The sequence below is a fragment of the Pseudomonas sp. GM84 genome, from assembly GCF_000282535.1.
Lineage (GTDB): Bacteria > Pseudomonadota > Gammaproteobacteria > Pseudomonadales > Pseudomonadaceae > Aquipseudomonas.
In genome coordinates, this window is record NZ_AKJC01000183.1 from 1 (window position 1) to 17,751 (window position 17,751).

Sequence of the window (17,751 nt, forward strand, 5' to 3'; positions counted from 1 at the left end):
TCCCACAGGTACAGCGCAAGTCTCAAGCAATGCGCTGTACCTGTGCGAGCCGGCTTGCCGGCGATAGGGCCCTCAACCTTTCCGCTACTCCTCCTCCACCACCGGTTTCGCCGGTTCCTGCCGCAACCCGGGCAGCGGCTGGTCCTTCGGTGGCCCCGGCACCGGCATCGGCGGCAACAGCGGTGAACCTGGCTTGTTGTCATAGGCCTTGGGCGGCGTACTCGGGGTGATTTGCGGGTACGGCGTGGGCGTCGGCGTGCCGGGCGCACCGGGCACGGGCGTGTTCAAGCGCGGTGGCGTGCTCGCCGCCTCGGCCAGGGGCATGGCGGCGACAAGCAACGCGGCGAGGATCGCATGAAACATCAGCAACCTCCTGTCGGGAACCTTCCTACAGGCTACGCCGTTATTGGCGTTTTTGCCTGTCCGCTTGCCCTGCAAGCGCGCTAGACTCATTGGTATAACCGTCACATGCCTGATCAGAACAAAGGAAACACCATGAGTTCGGCTTCCACTTCCGCCGCCACCGCCCGCCTCGACCGCATCCTCGCCGACGCCAAGCGCGACAAGGAGATGGGCTACCGCGACAAGGCCCTGAAAATGTACCCGCACGTCTGCGGCCGCTGCGCCCGCGAGTTCGCCGGCAAGCGCCTGAGCGAGCTGACCGTGCACCACCGTGACCACAACCACGACAACAACCCGCAGGACGGCTCCAACTGGGAGCTGCTGTGCCTGTACTGCCACGACAACGAGCACTCGCGCTACACCGACCAGCAGTACTTCAGCGAAGGCTCCCTGAGCACGCCGAGCATCGCCAAGGCCACGCACAACCCGTTCGCTGCGCTGGCTGGGATGCTCAAGAAGGACTGACCGTCGATACTTCCCATCGACGCTTCCCATCGATACGGCCCCCGCTGCTGCCGGCAAGCCCGTATAATCGCGCTTTTTTTGCGAAAGGCCCCGGCACGTGGCAAACAAACGGTACAGCTGCATCGGCCTGTTCAACCCCAAGTCTGCGGAGAACGTCGGTTCGGTGATGCGCGCAGCGGGTTGCTACGGCGTCAACTCGGTGTTCTACACCGGCAAGCGCTATGAACGCGCGCGCGATTTCGTCACCGATACCAAGCGGGTGCATTACGACATTCCGTTGATTGGGATCGACGATCTGCAGCGCATCATTCCCCTGGGCTGCACACCGGTGGCCGTTGAGTTGGTCGAGGGCGCCCGGCCATTGCCCGAGTACACCCACCCGGACCGCGCCATCTACATCTTCGGGCCGGAAGACGGCAGCTTGAGCGCCGATGTGCGGGCGTGGTGCGAAGAGACCATCTACATTCCGACCGAGGGTTGCATGAACCTGGCGGCGACGGTGAATGTGGTGCTGTATGACCGGTTGGCCAAGGGGCTCAATACCCGGTCCGGGCCCAAGTTCAAGTAATAAAAAGGCCGCGTCGGCAGTGTCAGTGCCGGCCTCTTCGCGGGACAAGCCCGCTCCCACAGGTACCCCACAATACTTCAGTACAGTGGAGATCCTGTGGGAGCGGGCTTGTCCCGCGAAGAGGCCGGCATTGACACCACCATAAGCGGCCAGGTGCTGAACTCCGTCAGAACAGCACCGGTCTTGCTCAGATCACGAAGCGTTGATCCAGATGGTCTTCAGCTCCGTGTACTGGTCATGGGCCCAGATGGACTTGTCACGCCCACCAAACCCAGACTCCTTGTAACCCCCGAACGGCGTCGAGGCATCGCCCTCGCCGAAGCAGTTCACCGTCACCACACCCGCGCGGATCTCCCGCGACAGGCGCAGCGCATTGCGCAGGCTGCCGGTATAGGCCGACGCGGCCAGGCCATAGATGGTGTCGTTGGCAAGCTCGATGGCTTCGTCGAGGGTTTCGAAGCTGGTCACGCTCAGCACCGGCCCGAAGATCTCTTCGACGAACAGCTTGCTGTCACGCGCCACGCCATCGACGATGGTCGGCTGCACGAATACGCCCTGCTCGGTCTCGCCACCCTGCACCACGTCGAGCTTCTGTTCGGCGGCGTACTCCAGGTACGACTTGACCTTCTCGAAGTGCGCCTTGCTGACCATCGCGCCCAAGCGGTTCTCCGGGTCCAGCGGGTCACCCAGTTTCCAGTCCTTCAGGTGCTTGCCGATCAGGCCCAGCAGCTCGTCCTTGACGTCCTTGTGCACGATCAGGCGCGAAGACGCCGAGCAGTTCTCGCCCATGTTCCAGAACGCACCGGCGGTCACGAACTGCGCCACTTCATCGAGGTCTTCGCAGTCGTTCATGACCACCGCCGGGTTCTTGCCACCCAGCTCCAGGACGATGCGCTTGAGGTTCGACTCGGCCGCGTATTTCAGGAACAGCCGGCCGGTGTCGGTGGAACCGGTGAAGCTGACCATCGGGATGTCCATGTGGCGGCCAATGGCCTCGCCCACTTCACGGCCACCGCCTGGCACCAGGTTGAACACGCCCGCCGGCACGCCAGCTTGATGCGCAAGTTCTGCCACGCGCAGGGCACTGAGGGTGGTTTCCTTGGCCGGCTTGACCACGATCGAGCAACCGGCGGCCAGCGACGGGGCGATCTTCCAGGCCAGCATCAGCAGCGGGAAGTTCCACGGCAGCACCAGGCCGACCACGCCGATGGCTTCGCGCACCACCATGGTCACCGCAGCGTTGCCGGTGGGCGCCGTGCTGTCGTAGATCTTGTCGATCAACTCGGCGTGCCAGCGAATGGTGTGGATGGTTTCCGGCACGTCGACGTTCTGGCACTCGCTGACCGGCTTGCCGCTGTCCAGCGCTTCCAGCACGGCCAGTTCGTGGGCGTTGTCTTCCAGCAGCTGGGCGAACTTCAGCAGGATGTGCTTGCGCTCACCTGGCTGCAGCCTGGACCAGCTACCGGCTTCGAATTCGCGCTTGGCCGCGGCCACTGCCACGTCGACATCCTGCACGTCACAGGCGGCGACTTCGGCCAGCTGCTTGCCGGTAGCCGGGTTGGTGGTGACGAAGGTGCGCCCCGAAAGGGCATCGCGGAACTCACCATCGATGAATGCCTTGGTGCGCAGTTGCAGCTCGGCGGCGATGGCCGCGTATTGTGCCTTGCTCAGCAAATCGGCCATGTTCAGGCACCTCCCGTGATCTGTGCGATGTTGCGCTTGAGTTCGCTGACCACGCGCTCCAGCGCTTGCTTCTCGGCAGCGTCCAGCTCGGACAGCGGCTTGCGCACGCCACCGGTGCTCAGGCCGTTGAGGGCGACACCGTACTTGATCGACTGGACGAACTTGCCCCCTTCCAGGAAGTCCATCAGCGGCATCATCGCGCCCATGATGCGGCGGGCCTTGTCGAAGTCTTTTTCCAGCACGCAGGCCTCGTACAGGGCCACGTGCTCGCGCGGGATGAAGTTGGAGCCGGCGCAGACCCAGCTCTTGGCACCCCAGGCGAAGAACTCCAGGGCCTGGTCGTCCCAACCGCAGGACAGCTGGATGTTCGGCCGCTGGATAGCCAGGCGGTGCAGTTGCGCCATGTCGCCGGAGCTTTCCTTGATGGCGACGATGTTCTTCACGTCGGCCACGGCGTCGAAGAATGCTTCGCCCATGCTCACGCTCATGCGCCCTGGGTAGTTGTAGAGCATGATCGGCAGGTCGGCGGCAGCGTCGACGGCTTTGACGTGCAGGGCGATTTCCTGCTGGGTCGGCAGCGCATACGGCGGGGTGCCGACCAGCAGCGCGTCGGCCTTGATTTCCTTGGCGTGCTTGGCGAACGCCACGGAATCTTCGGTGCGGATCGCGCCGGTGCCGACGATCAGCGGCAGGCGACCGTTGAGTACGTCCTTGGCCTGGGCGGCCAGCTCGATGCGCTCCTGGGCGGAGTGGGCGTAGTACTCGCCGGTGGAGCCACCGATGATCACGCCGTGGATTTTCGATTCGACCAGGTATTCGAGGACCTCGGCAAACGCCGCCTTGTCGATCGAGCCGTCCGCAGCCAGCGGAGTGATTGCCGGGGTGTAGATGCCTTCGAATTTCACGGTAGGTTCTCCAGTGCGTTGATCAGTGTGCTAAAGGCCGTGGCGGTGCGCCGACACGGCGGGTTGTCATGGGTTCAGCCAAGCGATGCCGCTTGTTGCAGGTTCAGCGAACGGGTTTCAGGGGCCAGGGCGACGGAGAAGGCCAGGCCGACGAAGGTCACGGCGGCGGCGGCATACATGGTGGCGCCGATGCCATAGCTGTCGAGGGCGATGGGCACCAGCCAGGTGCCGACCGCAGCACCGACCCGCGACATGGAAGTGCCCACGCCCACGGCGCCGGCACGGATTTCGGTAGGGAACAATTCGTTGGGGTAGACCAGCTGCAGCACCTGGGCACCGCCGATGAACAGCGCATAGGCACCGAACAGCACCAGGATGAGCATCTCGTTGCCACTGCTGAAGGCGCCCAGGCCCAGCAGCGCCAGCCCCGACCAGAAGAAGCTGTGCAGCAAGGTGGTGCGCCGGCCGACGGTGTTCAGCAGGCGGGTACCGATGATGCAGCCGACCACGAACAGGCAAGTGATGGCCACCGAACCGATCGACGCCCAGTCACCCTTGAGGTTGAGCGCACCCAGTACCTTCGGGGCGAACGCGTAGACGGCGAACACCGGGATCACCGAGCAGGTCCAGAACATGGTGACGAACAACATGCGCTTGCCGTAGCCGGAGTGCAGCAGGCTTAAGAACGACAGCTTGCGGGTCTTTGGCTCCTCGGGCAGGTTGCGCAGGGAGAAACCGTTGCCGTAGACCTGCTTGATGACCTGCTCGGCTTCGGCCGAACGGCCCTTGCTGATCAGCCAGCGCGGCGACTCGGGCGTACCCAGGCGCAGGGCGAACAGCAGCGCGCCGATCACCGAAGCGCTGGCCAGCACCAGGCGCCAGGCATCGTCGCCGCCATGGCGCAGGATCGCCTCACCGATCATGTAGGCGGTGGCGGCGCCGGCGAACCACAGCACGGTCAGGGTGGCCAGGCGCGGGCCGCGGTTCTTCCTGGGCAGGAACTCCACCAGCAGCGAGGTCGCCACCGGGTATTCGATGCCCACCGCGATACCGATGGCAAAGCGCAGCAGGAACAGCGTCAGCGCCGATTCGACCCAGAGCTGGGCGAGCGAGGCCAGGATGAACAGGGTCGGGCCGACGAAGAACACGCGCTTGCGACCGAAGCGGTCGGTCAGCCAGCCGCCAAAGAAGCCGCCGAAGAAAATCCCGATCAGCGCCGAGGCGGCGATCATGCCCTGCCAGAAGCTGGTCAGGTTCAGGCCGGCGGCCATCTGCACCATGGCCACGCCGATGATGCTCAACACATAACCGTCGACGAACGAGCCGCCGCCCGAGCGCAGGGTCAGCAACTGGTGAAAGCGGTTGATCGGTACATCTTCAATCGAAATATTCGGACTTGTCATTATTGTTCCTGCCACTTCATCTACATGCACGTTTTCAAGGCGAGCGCGTCCGCGAAACTGAAAACAGCGTTCAGCCCCGGGTGAGCGGACTACACATCTCGATCATCAAATTCGGGCAAAGCGAGCCCGGGCCGGCCAATAGTGGCCGGCGGCAAAATGTTCCAATCCTTGCTTAGCTATCCATCAACTTTCTTTGCCGGCGCGCAACTGCCCCCACATCAGGTTGGCGTTCAAACCCAGTGAAACCAGAGGCTGCGGTGGATTCGCGCAAGGCCCGGGGGCATTGAGCAAAAACTCGATCAGTTCGTTCTTGTCGCCGGCCAGCCAATCGGCCAGCAACTTTCCTGTGACGGTGCCGCGCGTCACGCCAAGTCCATTGCAGCACAAGGCGCCTACTACATTCGGCGCCAACTTGCCGAAGAAGCCCATATGGTTGCGCGACAATGCCAGTGCGCCGCCCCAGGTGTATTCGAAATTCACGCCCGGCAACATCGGAAAGCGCCGGGCAAAGGATGCACGGTGGCGCTCGACGAAGCGCTCGAGGTACTTGCGATTGCTGCGCCCGTCCGGGTTATAGCTGAAGCTGTTGCGGATCAGCAGGCGGTTGTCGACGGTACGGCGCATGGTGGTGCCGAACGGGTCCGCCGGGATCACGCCCCAGTAGGGTTTGCCGCCCAGGCGCGCCTGTTCGTCCTCGGTCAGCGGGCGGGTGATGCTGCCGTAGGTGAACACCGGCAGCATGCGGCCCTTGAGGAAACCGAAGCTCATGCCGAAGGCATTGGTGGTGAGGACCAGCTTGTTGGCCGTGATGGACCCGTTGGCATGGCGCAGCACCACCTTGTCGCCGTATTCGACGTCGGTGATAGGGGTGTTTTCGTAGAGCGAGACATTGCTCGGCAGGCTGTCGGCCAGGCCCTTGACCAGGGCCGAAGGCTGCAGCAGCGCCGTACCGGGGGTGAACAGGCCCTTGCGGTAGAAGTGCGTGCCGATATGATCCGGCAGGTCGCGTCCTTCGATCACTTCATAGGGCTGGCCGAGCTTGTCCAGGCCACGGCGATAGGCATCCAGGACGGCGATGCCGCGGTCCTCGACAGCCGCCTGGTACTTGCCACAGTGCCGGAACTGGCACTCGATGTCGTAACGCTCGATCAGTTCCTTGAGGTACGACTGGCCACCCAGGTTGAGCTTGAGTACGGTCTTGGCGATATCGAGGTCGCCGATGTAATCCTCGGCGCCGATATCGTGGGGCAGGTCGATGGCAAAGCCGGCATTGCGCCCGGAGGTCCCGAAACCGACCTCCTGGGCCTCGATCAGCACGATCTCGTCATTGGGGAAGTTCGTTGCCAGCTGACGCGCCGCCGCCAGGCCGGTGAAGCCTGCTCCGACCACTACCCAGCGCGCCTGGCTATGGCCACTGTGGGCCGCACGTGGCGTGCGCGGCTTGCTCAGGTGGTACCAGCCACAGGTGGCATCATCGGCAGGTAACGAACTTATTCTTGTCATGACACAAACCCGGATCTTGTTGTTGACGAACGGTCAGCGCCAGCGGCGACGACCTGGAAACTCATAGCTGGATCGGTACATCCAGCCCTTGCGGTGCCGCGTATTCGGCCATGCGCCGGCGCGACAGCTCGAAGTGCTCGCGCACCAGTTGCCCAGCGGCCTGCGGGTCGCGGCGTTCGATGGCCTGGATCATCTGGTCGTGTTGCACGCAGGCGGTTTCGAGGTCGCGCTGCATGTCATCGGTGGTCGGGTGGCGGTAGAAGATCTTGCCCAGCCGGGTATGGTCGATCAGCAGGCGACGCAGGCTGGGCAGCAGGTATTCGTTGTGCGCCATCTTGCCGATTTCCAGGTGGAAGGCATCGTTGTAGAGCACACGGTTTTCCACGTCACGCTCTTCGATGGCCCGCCGGAAGCTCGCCTGGATGCCTTTGAGCACGTCGATTTCGGCTTCGCTGGCGTAAGTCGCGGCCAGTTGGGTGGTGGCGATGTAGATCAGCGGCGCCGCGACGAAGAAGCTGTGCAGCGACTCGTGGTTCATGGCCGCCACGCGCGGGGCGCGGTTGGTTTCCAGCTCGATGTAGCCTTCGGCGGCGATCTGGCGCAGCAGTTCACGCACGGGGGGGCGGGACAGGCCGAACTCGTCGCACAGGGCCAGTTCGTCCACCACCGCGCCTGGCGCCAGTTCCATGCTCAGGATCCGGCGGCGCAACGCTTCGGCAAGGACGGCCTTGCGGTCCTGCGGCACCTCGACATTGAGCGGTTGAACGGTGGCTTTCATGGCGGCCTTCTTGTTGGTCATAGCGCTGTGTCTACTATTTGTATAACGAATATAGGGCACTGTTAGACAATGTGTCTACAGCAATTTCGATGAACGGTGAAATCTCTGGAGCCCCTTATTTTATTGGGCTTCAGAGATTTCAGGGGTGAGATTAAACACCCTTGAGGCTGCATTGCCAAACCGGACAGAAAATTCTCCAGACAAGACACATCGGCTGCCCGCACACACAAAAAAGCCACCCTGGTGGGTGGCTTTCTCCTGCCTGCATCCGCTTCAGGCGGCAACCAATGCCTCTCGTCGGGCATGGCGTCGGCTGCTGATCACCCCCAGCAGCAATATGACCCCGGCCAGCGCCAGCGTCAGCGACACCTCCATGCGGTGCTGCGGCATCACGAACATGGTGCCCAGGGCAAACACGATGAAACCGATCACGGCATAGGTCAGCCACGGGTACAGCCACATACGGAAGGCGATCTCGACATTTTGCCGCTGCAGCATGGCGCGCATGCGCAACTGCGAGAAGGCGATGGCCAGGTACACCAGCAAGGCGATCGAACCGGAGCTGGCCAGCAGGAAGGCGAACACCTCGGCGGGCGCGAAGTAGTTGACGATGGTGGCCAGCATGCCGATCAGGGTGCTGCCGATCACTGCCGCACGGGGCACACCGACTTTCGAGGTGCGCTGAATGAAGCCCGGTGCATCACCCCGCTTGGCGAGCGAATAGAGCATCCGCGACGAGATGTAGATCGACGAGTTCAGGCAGCTGGCGACCGCCACCAGCACTACCAGGTCCACCAGCAGTTTGGCGTAGGGGATGTTCATGATCTCCAGGGCGCGCTGGTAGGAACCTTGCACCGGCAGCAACGGGTCGTTCCACGGCACCACCGAAATGATCACGAAGATCGACAGCAGGTAGAACACGCTGATACGCCAGATCACCGAGCGCGTGGCCTTGGCGATGTTGCGCGCCGGGTCCTTGGATTCCGAGGCGGCGATGGTCACCGCTTCCGTACCCAGATAGCTGAACATGGTGGTGAGCAACGCGCCGATGATCGCCGTCCAGCCATTGGGCATGAACCCGCCCTGCTCGCCCAGCAGACGCGGCAGGCCACTGACTTCGCGCCCCGGCAATACGCCGGCCAGTGCCGCGGCGCCGAGTGCGATGAAGGCGACGATGGCGATGACCTTGAGCATGGCGAACCAGAACTCGAACTCGCCGTACTTGGCCACGCTGAACAGGTTCGTGGCGGTCAGCAGCACGGTCATGCTCAGGGCGAAGAGCCAGGCGTCGATGTGCGGGAACCAGTTGTTGAGCACCACGCCGGCAGCGATGGCCTCGATGGGGATCACCAGCACCCAGAACCACCAGTACAACCAGCCGATGGTAAACCCGGCCCAGCGACCGATGGCGCGGTCGGCGTAAGTGGAGAAGGAGCCGGTATCGGGGCTGGCGACCGCCATTTCCCCGAGCATGCGCATCACCAGTACCACCAGCGCGCCGGCCAGCGCATAGGCGACGATGGCCGAAGGGCCGGCGGCGGCAATGGCATGGCCGGAGCCGATGAACAGCCCGGCACCGATGACCCCGGCGATCGAAAGCATGGTCACATGGCGTTGCTTGAAGCCTTGCGCCAGCTGATTGCCGGCGCCACTCGCGCTTGTCGTTGTCATCCTGATCCCTGCTTTTTTTGTCTTTGTGGGGGACGTGAAGCTCCTGGGTCGAAACCCAGCGTGGATGAGCTTCGCGCCTGGCCAAGGTAATGCAGCGCAGGGCCGCTGCAGTTGCCCGTATCCGCCAGACATTTCACCAGACCTGACATCCGTCCGATCAGAAGCTGCGACCGCCTGGCATGCCGAGTGAACGGCGCCCGCCGGCCACGGGTCAGCTGCTTACACATCACTGGGAGGCTTGGCCATGCTTGATATCCATTCTGCTTCGGGGGCTTCGGAGCACAACGTGCGGGGGCTGGAACGGGTCGGTTCGCTGGCCGGAGGGGCGCTGATGTTCAGCAAGGGGCTGCGCCATGGTGGCCTGGTCGGGCTGCTGCAGATGGTGGTGGGCGGCCTGGCGGTGGCGCGTGGGGTCAGCGGGCATTGTTCGACCAAGGCCTGGTGGCAGCAGCATCGCCAGGAATATCACCGCTTGCGGTCGGACATCGAGCGCAGTGCGGCGGAGCTGGAGGCGCTGCAGCGCAGTGCCCGGGCGGCTACCCGAGGGGTGACGGTGACCGGTGAGTGAGGTTTGGCTGTACCGGCCCTTTCGCGGGACAAGCCCGCTCCCACAGGTACTGCGCTGCACTCAGGTTCAGCGCAGTACCTGAAGGCAGCAGGAACTGCACTGTCTTCAGCTGCGTACCTAAGGGCAGCGGAGAACCTGTGGGAGCGGGCTTGTCCCGCGAAAGGGCCGGTACAGGCAAACGAGCGCCCTAGTTCAACGCCTTGCTCTGCAACACCTCGGAGCGGCGCCCCAGCACATTCTCGCTGATCTGCACGAACTCCTCGGTGCTGACACTCGGCAGGCGCATCAGCGCACGGGTCACATCATCCAGCGAGCGCTTGGCCTGGGTATGGATGCGGATTTCCTTGTCCAGCGCCTGTAACAGCTGCACCCCCCGCGCCACCTGCGCCGGGCTGGCCTTGGCGGCGCGCAGCTGGGTGACCTTGGCGCCCTGCTTCTGCAGCCGCGCCTGCCACACCTGGTAACGGTCATCGCTCATCCCGCCGGCGCGGCGCAACAGTTCATTGGCGTAGTAATCGGTCAGGCTCTGGCCAAGCCAGTCACTGTTGTCGCGCACCCGAATCTGCGCGAAAAGTTGCACCAGCTCGCGCAACAGCGGGCTGCTGCCATTCTCGCTGACCATCGGCCGGCCACTGTGCAGATACAGCGAACCGTGCGCCGCCATCGCCCCGCGCCACATGCCATCGCGCGCACCGACCAGCAGCAGCTTCGGCGGGTTGCGCGGGAACATCGCCTGCAACTGCGGCCAGACGAACGTCAGCAACGTCAGGTTGTCCATCCGCCGCATGCCCTGCCCCACCGGTGCGGCCACGGTCACGTCGGTTTCGCCAAGCCGTGCGCGGCGGCTGCCAAGGTCGCCGGCGAGCATCCAGCCGGTGGGGCGATCGAACAGGCGAGACACGTTATCGATGCGAAACTTGTCCTTGCCGATGCGCGGCCAGGCCGTTTCGATACTCTGCCAGCCCTCGGGCAGGTCGACCGACAAGCGGGCCACCAGCTCGGTGCCGTCCTGCTGGTCGAGGCGCGCGGGCGGGACCAGCTGATCGCCCTGGAACAGCGCCCAGTGCGGCGTGATGCGGGAGGTATAGGCGCCGCTGCGCTGCTTCTGGTCCAGCCTCACCCGGTAGCTGAGGCTGGTCTTGCCCGCCGCCGGGTGCCAGACACCCCGCTCGCCCTGCTGCTGCCACTGGCCGTCAGCCTGGAAACCGCTGTAGGCATTCGCCTTGCCAAGGTCGAAGTCCAGGCTGCGCACCGCGCTGCCTTCACCCAGCGTCAGGCGCACTTCGGCCTGGCCACTGGCGGGCAACAGGCGCACCTGGTAGTCGAGGTCGACTTTCTTCGCCCAGGCCGGCGAACAGGCTACAACGCCCAGTAACAGCAACAGCTGGCAACGCATACAGAAACTCCTTGTTCCCCAGAGGCGACGGGCCAGACCTGCTCAGCTGGCGCGGAAGATCAGGTGCTCTTCCCAGTCGTCTTCATCCACATCATGCTCACTGAGCATACGCCCCGACTGGGAAATGCGCTGTTCGTGGACCTGTTTGCGGTCACCGCAGACCAGCGGGTGCCAGGCCGGTAGATCCTTGCCCTCGCTGACCAGCCGATAACCGCAGGTGCTCGGCAACCACTTGAACTGGTCGGCCTTGCCTGGGGTCAGCTGGATGCAATCGGGCACGTGGGCGAAGCGGTTGGGGTAGTCGCTGCACTGGCAGGTTTCGAGGTCCAGCAGCTTGCAGGCGATACGCGTGTAGTAGACGCTGTTGTCGTCTTCATCCTCGAGTTTCTGCAGGCAGCACAGGCCACAGCCGTCGCACAGCGACTCCCATTCCTGCGGGTCGAGTTGTTCGAGGGTCTTGCGCCGCCAGAACGGCGCGCTGTCAGCGATCATCACACGGGTTTCCTGCATTCATTCTGGCGCCGCGGCGCGCGGCGGCGCCAGTCTAGAGCCTGGCCTTCGGCAACGCCAGACCGCTTGTCAGTGGCGAGTGGACGCAGTAGCGTGCGGAGTTTCCCCACCCATTGCAGGAGCAGCCATGAGCGCCACCCCCCGCATCGCCGATTACGCGATCAACGAGCAGTTCATCAACCGTTGGTCGCCACGTGCTTTCACCGCCGAGCCGATCAGCGAAGAGACCCTGTTGAGCTTCCTTGAAGCCGCGCGCTGGGCACCGTCGGCTTACAATTCGCAGCCGTGGCGCTTCCTCTATGCCCGCCGCGACACGCCGAACTGGGCGCGTTACCTGGAACTGCTGGTGCCGTTCAACCGCAGCTGGGCGCAACAGGCTTCGGCGCTGGTGCTGGTGATTTCCAAGACGACCTTTGCGGCACCGGGCGCCAGCGAAGAGAAACCCGCCCTGTGGCACACCTTCGACACGGGTTCTGCCTGGGGCCACCTGGCGTTGCAGGCGAGCATCAGCGGCTGGCATACCCACGGCATGGCCGGGTTCGACAAGGAACTGGCCCGTACCGAGCTGAAGGTGCCTGAGGGCTATGAGCTGCATGCCATGGTGGCGATCGGCAAGCTGGGCGACAAGGCCAGCCTGGACGAGGCCCTGCAGGCGCGTGAAGTGCCGAGCCCGCGCAAGCCGCTGAGCGAGCTGGCGGCGGAAGGTGATTTCAGCCTGTAATTGAATGCTGGCAGTCCTGGCCTCTTCGCGGGACAAGCCCGCTCCCACAGGATCACCACACAACCTGAGTCAAGTGGTGTACTTGTGGGAGCGGGCTTGCCCCGCGAAGAGGCCAGGACTGACACTACAAATCAGTACCCCTTGGCGAAATCCACTTCCCCACGCAGTTCTTGCCCCGCCGCATAAGCCCGCAGATTCTCGACGAACAGCCGCACCATCGCCGCCGGCGAGGTGGGCGCCGAGCTGTGCCCGGTCAGCAACAACCCCCACGCCGTCCAGAACGGATGCCGCTGCGGCAATGGCTCCTGCCGGCAGACATCGATCACCGCGCCCGCCAGGTGCCCTTCCTTCAACGCCTCGACCAGGTCGGCATCGACCACTGCCGCGCCACGCCCGGCATTGATGAACAGGGCGGTGGGCAGAAACTGCTGGAACAGCGCCGCATCGTACAGGTCATGGGTAGCCGGCGTATCCGGCAGCAGGTTGAGGACATAGTCCACCTGCCCGACCAGGCGCGGCAGCTCCGAAAGCCCCGCCACCTCGACGAACGGCGCCTGGCTGCGAGCGCTGCTCGCCACACCGTACAAGATCACGCCAAACGGCACGAGGAACTCGGCCACGCGCTGGCCGATGTCACCGGTGCCGACGATCAGTACCTTGCGCCCCTCCAGCGTGCGCCCGGGGCGGTCGTCCCAGCGCCGCTCGACCTGGCTGACCAGGCGCGACAGCACCTCGCGCTCGTGGCCCAGCATGTAGGTGAGCATGTACTCGGCCATCACCTGGCCAAAGATGCCCACCGCGCGGCTGAGGCGGTAATCACGGGGCAGGCCCTCGCCCAGCAACGGCGTGATGCCTGCCCAGGTCGACTGCATCCAGGCCGGTTTGTGGCCCTGGCGCAGCAAGCTTGCCAGCAGGTCAGGCTGGCCCAGCCACACCGGGCATTGCGCAGCCTGCCCGGCCAGCTCGGCGGAGTCGCCGCTGGTCAGGATTTCCAGGTCTGGGGCCGCTTCGGCGAGCAACTGGGCGTATTGGTCGTGGCTGTGTTCAGCGATCAGAACGCGCATGGTCAGACAGGGTCGTTACGGCGCAGCAACTCTTCGGGCAGGTGCTCGATGTACTCATCGTCCGGCGGCGGCATCTGCAGGTGGTAGCCCTGGTTGTCGAGGTTCTCCAGCACCTTGGCGATGTCCTCGCGGGCCAGTTTGCGCTCGGGGCTCAACACCAGGTCGAAGGCGTGCCTGGGGGTGCCGAAGAACGGCAGCAAGCCCTCGGGCACGCGCTCCAGGCCGTCGGCCTTGAGCACGTAGAGGTACATTTCGTTCTTGCGGGGGCTCTTGTAGATCGAGCAGATGCGTTTCATCGGGTTTCTCCGGCGCCTGACAGGTCGTCCAGCAGGGCCTGGCCCATCCGCTCACGGCGCCAGCCGCGCAGCGAATCGGGCAGTTGATAGGGGCCATCGGGGTAGCCGCTCTTGAGCAGCGCTTCCAGGGTTTTCTTGCGCAGCATCAGCTCTGGGGCGATGCCCAGTCGCTCGCCTTCGGCCTGGCCGATGGCGCGCAGGCGCTTGAGGATGCCTGAGGCTTCGATCGGCAGCGGCTCGGGCAGGGGCGCCGGCCATTGCTCAGGCGGCAGGCTGGCGGCGCGCTTGATCAGCTCGATCAGGTGGGCACCGTCCTGGCGGATGGTACGCGGGTGCATTTCCTCGATCTTGGCCAGCGCCGACAAGTTGTCCGGCTGCATCTTGGCCATGGGCCACAGCGAGTGTTCCTTGAGGATGCGGTTGCGTGGTACATCACGGCTGCGGGCCTCGCGTTCGCGCCAGGCACACAGCTCGCGCAGCACGGCCAACTGCTGGCGGCTCAGCTTCCAGGCCAGCTTGACATCGCGGTACAGGGTCTCTGGCTCGACTTCGCGGCGCAGCGCAGCGACCAGTTCGGCGCCGTCTTCCAGCACCCAGGCGTATTTGTCGTCGGACAGCCGTGGTTGCAGGGCCGAGAACAGCTCGGCCAGGTGCACGGCATCCTCGGCGGCGTAGCTGACCTGGGTTTCCGACAGCGGCCGCTGCAGCCAGTCGGAGCGGGTTTCGCCCTTGGGCAGCTCGATGGCCAGCACCTCCTGGACCAGGCGCGAATAGCCCATGGAGAAGCCCAGGTTCAGGTAACCGGCCGCCAATTGCGTGTCGAACAGCGGCTGCGGCAGCTTGCCGGTCAGGCGCAGCAGCACCTCGAGGTCTTCGCTGCAGGCATGCAGGACCTTGACCACGCCACTGTCGTCGAGCAGATCGCCCAGCGGTTGCCAGTCATTGATCAGCAATGGGTCGATAAGGAAAGCGCACTGGCCGTCACCGATCTGGATCAGGCCGGCTTTGGGGTAAAAGGTGTCGACCCGCATGAATTCGGTGTCCACTGCCACGAAGGGCAGTTCACGCCACTTGCGGCAGCCTTCGGCCAGGGTCTGGTCGTCACGGATCCAGTGTATTTCGATGGCCACGAGGCTCTCCCACTAACATTGGCGCGCAGTATATACGGCGCGGGCACTGTGGGTGAAACCTGGCGACCGCCGCGCCTTCGATGGACTGTTCTCAGGAAGGGTTCAGCGCTTGGCCGCCAGCCAGGGGCGGCAGCTGGCGAACATGTCCAGCGACTGCTGGTAGACCTCGGTGCGCACCTGCAACAGGCCGAGCATCGAGTGGAACAGGTTGTCCTGCGACAGCGGCGCACTGCTGAGCCTGGACAGGCAATCGGTGTCCAGGCCGAAGTCTGCCTTGTAGCTGTCGGAGAACCAGGTCAGCAGCGGCACGTGCTTCTGCTGCTCCGGGGCGATGGCGTAAGGGGTGCCGTGGAGGAACAGGTTGTACTCGCCCAGCGACTCACCGTGGTCGGACAGGTAGATCATCGCCGTGTCGACCTTGTCCTGCTTGCTGCGCAGGGTGTCGATCAGCGACGACAGCACCTTGTCGGTATAGGCCAGGGTATTGTCGTAGCCGTTGATGATCTCCTGCTCGCTGCACTGGTTCAGGGCATTGCTCTGGCACACCGGGGTGAAGCGTTCGCCAGCGCTGGGGTAGCGCTTGAAGTACTCGGGGCCGTGGCTGCCCATCTGGTGCAGCACCAGCACGGTGTCCTTGTCGAGGTTGTCGATCAGCTCGCCCAGGCCCTGCAGGAGGATTTCGTCATGGCATTCATTGTTGGCGCACAGTGCGGGGTCTTTCAGGTTGCTGACGTCGATGAACTGCACGCGGTCGCAGGTGCCCTTGCAGCCCGACTGGTTGTCGCGCCACTGCACCGCCAGACCGGCGCGCTGCAGGATGTCGAGCAGGCCCTCACGGTTCTTCGCCACGCGGGCGTCGTAGTCCTTGCGCGGCATGCCCGAGAACATGCAAGGCACCGACACGGCGGTTTCAGTGCCGCAGGAATGCACATCGGAGAACGCCAGCAGGCCCTGCTGCTTGGCCAGGTTCGGCGTGGTATCACGCTCATAGCCCAGCACGCCGAAATGATCAGCCCGCGCACTTTCACCCACCACCAGCACCGTCAGCGACTTGCGCTCATGATGCTGCCAGGCAGTATCGCGCCTGGCATCTTCACCGTAGTTCTGGAAAGGCCGGGCAGCCGTGCCGACGCGCTCGCTGACATAACCGATGGAGGCGCCAACGATGTTGCTCGGGGTGAGCATCAGGCGCAGTTCGTGATGATTGCGAAACAGCGACGACAGGCCTTGGTAGTTGACCAGCGCTACCGAGCCCAGGGCGACGACACAGGCACCGCTGACCACCAGTTTGCCGAGCAATTCCCGGTGCCAGGCGCGGTAGGCGATCGGCGCTTTCCACAGCAGAACCGACGGCAACACCCCAAGAAACACGATATAGGCGGCAAACTTCAAAGACAGCAAGTCGCGCACTTCCGTCATATTGGTCTCGGCCATGTTGCGGAACATGCCGGCATCAATAAGCACGCCATATTGATTCATGAAGTAAGCGACCCCCGCGCCGCTCATGAACAACACGACCAACAAGGGTTTGAGCACATAACGAAAAGCGAACAGGGTCAATATCAAGTTGAACGCGAACAGCATCAGCGTGGCGTACGCCAGGCTCAGCCACAGCCCAGGCAAACCGGCGGGCACCATCTGCTGCAGGTGCTCCCAGAGAAACATGTTGAAGCCGATAAGCAGGTACAGGCTGGCCAGCAGCGTGACCCATTCAGTCCGCAGGGATTTCATGTTGAGCATGGTGTTCGCATTCAAGAGTTGTTATCAACCCGCCGGCTGACGGCACCGTGGGAAAGTGTGCGAACTCTAGAAAGCGCACCATCAATATTTTGTGAAAAAGACGCCAACAAATCCGTGAAATAGCGCCTTGGGGCAATTAAATAAAGTTTATTCAGCTGCCATTCAGCCTGGCAGGCGAAGCTTTGCATAAGGCTCGCGGTCGATATCGAGCACTTCCACGCACAGCTGAAGGTCCACGCCGGGCTGCTCCGGGATGGCTTCACGCAGCACCTCCAGCAGGCTCTGGGACAGCTGTTGCTTGACCTCGGACGAGCGCCCGCTGAGGATCGCCAGGCGCACATGGGCGAACGCCCGCTCACCTGGCGCAATGCCCACCCGGTACTGCTGGAAAGCCTGGGCACGGCTCTTGATATCCGCCTCGTCGGCGAACTGGCCGCTGCCGACCAGGGTGTGGTTCAAGCGCAGCAGCAGCACCTCGACATTCAGTGCAGGCAGGTTGTCGCTGTATTCCAGGTTCAGGTGCGGCATGGCGCGGGTTCCAGGCGTGGGGTGGGATGCGACAGCCTACCCCAGTCCCCTACCCGCGCAAAGGCGGCTATCCTCAAAGGTCAGGACTTAACGACAACCCTGACAGAGGTGAAGAAATGCCAGTTCCGCATGATCTGCTCGCTGACTTGCACGTTACCGCTGACGCATTCCAGGCACTGATAGACAAGGACCAGGACCTTTACAAGCTGCACAAGGAATACAACGCAAAAGACAAAGAGGTGGTCGCCGCCGAAGGCAATGGCACCAACGACGACACCGTCACTCGTCTGCGCAGGGAGCGCCTGCTGATCAAGGACAAGATCGAACGGATCATTCATCCGCCGAAGTCCTGATGGATTTCTGCTGAATCAACCGGCCCTATCGCTGGCAAGCCAGCTCCCACAGGTACAGCGCAAGCCT

19 protein-coding genes are annotated in these 17,751 nt (G+C 63.6%); 5 read left to right on the forward strand and 14 right to left on the reverse strand.

Going from position 1 to position 17,751, the window contains the following annotated elements; genetic code table 11:
- Positions 1 to 84 precede the first annotated feature (84 nt).
- Positions 85 to 363, reverse strand: coding sequence for a hypothetical protein (locus PMI38_RS15430; protein ID WP_008095665.1), 279 nt, complete (start codon positions 361 to 363; stop codon positions 85 to 87).
- A 132-nt stretch (positions 364 to 495) separates the two neighbouring features.
- Between PMI38_RS15430 and PMI38_RS15435 the strand changes: the two genes are divergently transcribed.
- Both PMI38_RS15435 and PMI38_RS15440 read left to right on the forward strand, forming a co-directional pair.
- Complete coding sequence (locus PMI38_RS15435; protein WP_008095668.1) at positions 496 to 867, forward strand: YajD family HNH nuclease; 372 nt, start codon at positions 496 to 498, stop codon at positions 865 to 867.
- A 97-nt stretch (positions 868 to 964) separates the two neighbouring features.
- Positions 965 to 1,435 carry an RNA methyltransferase gene (locus PMI38_RS15440; protein WP_008095669.1) on the forward strand — a complete coding sequence of 157 codons (471 nt, stop codon included), beginning with the start codon at positions 965 to 967 and terminating at the stop codon, positions 1,433 to 1,435.
- 192 nt (positions 1,436 to 1,627) lie between these two features.
- Here the strand turns inward: PMI38_RS15440 and PMI38_RS15445 are convergent, their stop codons facing one another.
- The 6 genes from PMI38_RS15445 to gabP form a co-directional block, all read right to left on the reverse strand.
- Positions 1,628 to 3,118: an aldehyde dehydrogenase gene (locus PMI38_RS15445; RefSeq protein ID WP_008095671.1), complete on the reverse strand. Its 1,491-nt coding sequence runs from the start codon at positions 3,116 to 3,118 to the stop codon at positions 1,628 to 1,630.
- Positions 3,119 to 3,120: 2 nt separating this feature from the next.
- Positions 3,121 to 4,023 (reverse strand): dihydrodipicolinate synthase family protein, encoded by a 903-nt coding sequence (locus PMI38_RS15450; protein ID WP_008095673.1) that lies wholly within the window; start codon positions 4,021 to 4,023, stop codon positions 3,121 to 3,123.
- Between the two features lie 74 nt (positions 4,024 to 4,097).
- Positions 4,098 to 5,426 (reverse strand): MFS transporter, encoded by a 1,329-nt coding sequence (locus PMI38_RS15455; RefSeq protein ID WP_008095675.1) that lies wholly within the window; start codon positions 5,424 to 5,426, stop codon positions 4,098 to 4,100.
- A 183-nt stretch (positions 5,427 to 5,609) separates the two neighbouring features.
- Positions 5,610 to 6,929: an NAD(P)/FAD-dependent oxidoreductase gene (locus PMI38_RS15460; protein WP_008095676.1), complete on the reverse strand. Its 1,320-nt coding sequence runs from the start codon at positions 6,927 to 6,929 to the stop codon at positions 5,610 to 5,612.
- A 61-nt stretch (positions 6,930 to 6,990) separates the two neighbouring features.
- Positions 6,991 to 7,707, reverse strand: a complete 717-nt coding sequence (locus PMI38_RS15465; RefSeq protein WP_043273728.1) for a GntR family transcriptional regulator — start codon at positions 7,705 to 7,707, stop codon at positions 6,991 to 6,993.
- 273 nt (positions 7,708 to 7,980) lie between these two features.
- A complete protein-coding gene (gene gabP, locus PMI38_RS15470) occupies positions 7,981 to 9,378 on the reverse strand; it encodes a GABA permease (RefSeq protein WP_008095678.1) in 1,398 nt (465 codons plus the stop codon).
- A gap of 244 nt (positions 9,379 to 9,622) precedes the next feature.
- Here gabP and PMI38_RS15475 point away from each other — a divergent pair, with 244 nt between their 5' ends.
- Complete coding sequence (locus PMI38_RS15475) at positions 9,623 to 9,946, forward strand: DUF2892 domain-containing protein (protein WP_008095679.1); 324 nt, start codon at positions 9,623 to 9,625, stop codon at positions 9,944 to 9,946.
- 187 nt (positions 9,947 to 10,133) lie between these two features.
- Here PMI38_RS15475 and PMI38_RS15480 read toward each other — a convergent pair whose 3' ends face one another.
- Complete coding sequence (locus PMI38_RS15480) at positions 10,134 to 11,342, reverse strand: hypothetical protein (protein WP_008095680.1); 1,209 nt, start codon at positions 11,340 to 11,342, stop codon at positions 10,134 to 10,136.
- 42 nt (positions 11,343 to 11,384) lie between these two features.
- Positions 11,385 to 11,834: a YcgN family cysteine cluster protein gene (locus PMI38_RS15485; RefSeq protein WP_008095683.1), complete on the reverse strand. Its 450-nt coding sequence runs from the start codon at positions 11,832 to 11,834 to the stop codon at positions 11,385 to 11,387.
- Between the two features lie 145 nt (positions 11,835 to 11,979).
- Between PMI38_RS15485 and PMI38_RS15490 the strand changes: the two genes are divergently transcribed.
- Entirely contained in the window at positions 11,980 to 12,573 is a 594-nt protein-coding gene (locus PMI38_RS15490) for a nitroreductase family protein (RefSeq protein ID WP_008095686.1), read from the forward strand.
- Positions 12,574 to 12,704: 131 nt separating this feature from the next.
- Here the strand turns inward: PMI38_RS15490 and PMI38_RS15495 are convergent, their stop codons facing one another.
- The 5 genes from PMI38_RS15495 to PMI38_RS15515 all read right to left on the reverse strand — a co-directional run bounded on the left by PMI38_RS15495 (position 12,705) and on the right by PMI38_RS15515 (position 17,331).
- Positions 12,705 to 13,637 (reverse strand): D-2-hydroxyacid dehydrogenase, encoded by a 933-nt coding sequence (locus PMI38_RS15495; RefSeq protein ID WP_008095687.1) that lies wholly within the window; start codon positions 13,635 to 13,637, stop codon positions 12,705 to 12,707.
- 2 nt (positions 13,638 to 13,639) lie between these two features.
- On the reverse strand, positions 13,640 to 13,933 hold the full coding sequence (locus PMI38_RS15500) for a YcgL domain-containing protein (protein ID WP_008095688.1): 294 nt from the start codon (positions 13,931 to 13,933) through the stop codon (positions 13,640 to 13,642).
- Positions 13,930 to 15,063 carry a ribonuclease D gene (rnd, locus tag PMI38_RS15505; protein WP_008095690.1) on the reverse strand — a complete coding sequence of 378 codons (1,134 nt, stop codon included), beginning with the start codon at positions 15,061 to 15,063 and terminating at the stop codon, positions 13,930 to 13,932. Before rnd ends, PMI38_RS15500 begins: the two co-directional genes overlap by 4 nt.
- Positions 15,064 to 15,165: 102 nt before the next feature.
- The gene (locus PMI38_RS15510; protein ID WP_008095692.1) at positions 15,166 to 16,803 is read right to left on the reverse strand and encodes a phosphoethanolamine transferase; all 1,638 of its coding nucleotides are present in this window, start codon (positions 16,801 to 16,803) and stop codon (positions 15,166 to 15,168) included.
- Between the two features lie 162 nt (positions 16,804 to 16,965).
- Positions 16,966 to 17,331, reverse strand: coding sequence for a 5-carboxymethyl-2-hydroxymuconate Delta-isomerase (locus PMI38_RS15515; RefSeq protein WP_008095693.1), 366 nt, complete (start codon positions 17,329 to 17,331; stop codon positions 16,966 to 16,968).
- A gap of 116 nt (positions 17,332 to 17,447) precedes the next feature.
- Here PMI38_RS15515 and PMI38_RS15520 point away from each other — a divergent pair, with 116 nt between their 5' ends.
- Positions 17,448 to 17,684 carry a YdcH family protein gene (locus PMI38_RS15520; RefSeq protein ID WP_008095695.1) on the forward strand — a complete coding sequence of 79 codons (237 nt, stop codon included), beginning with the start codon at positions 17,448 to 17,450 and terminating at the stop codon, positions 17,682 to 17,684.
- Positions 17,685 to 17,751: the final 67 nt, after the last annotated feature.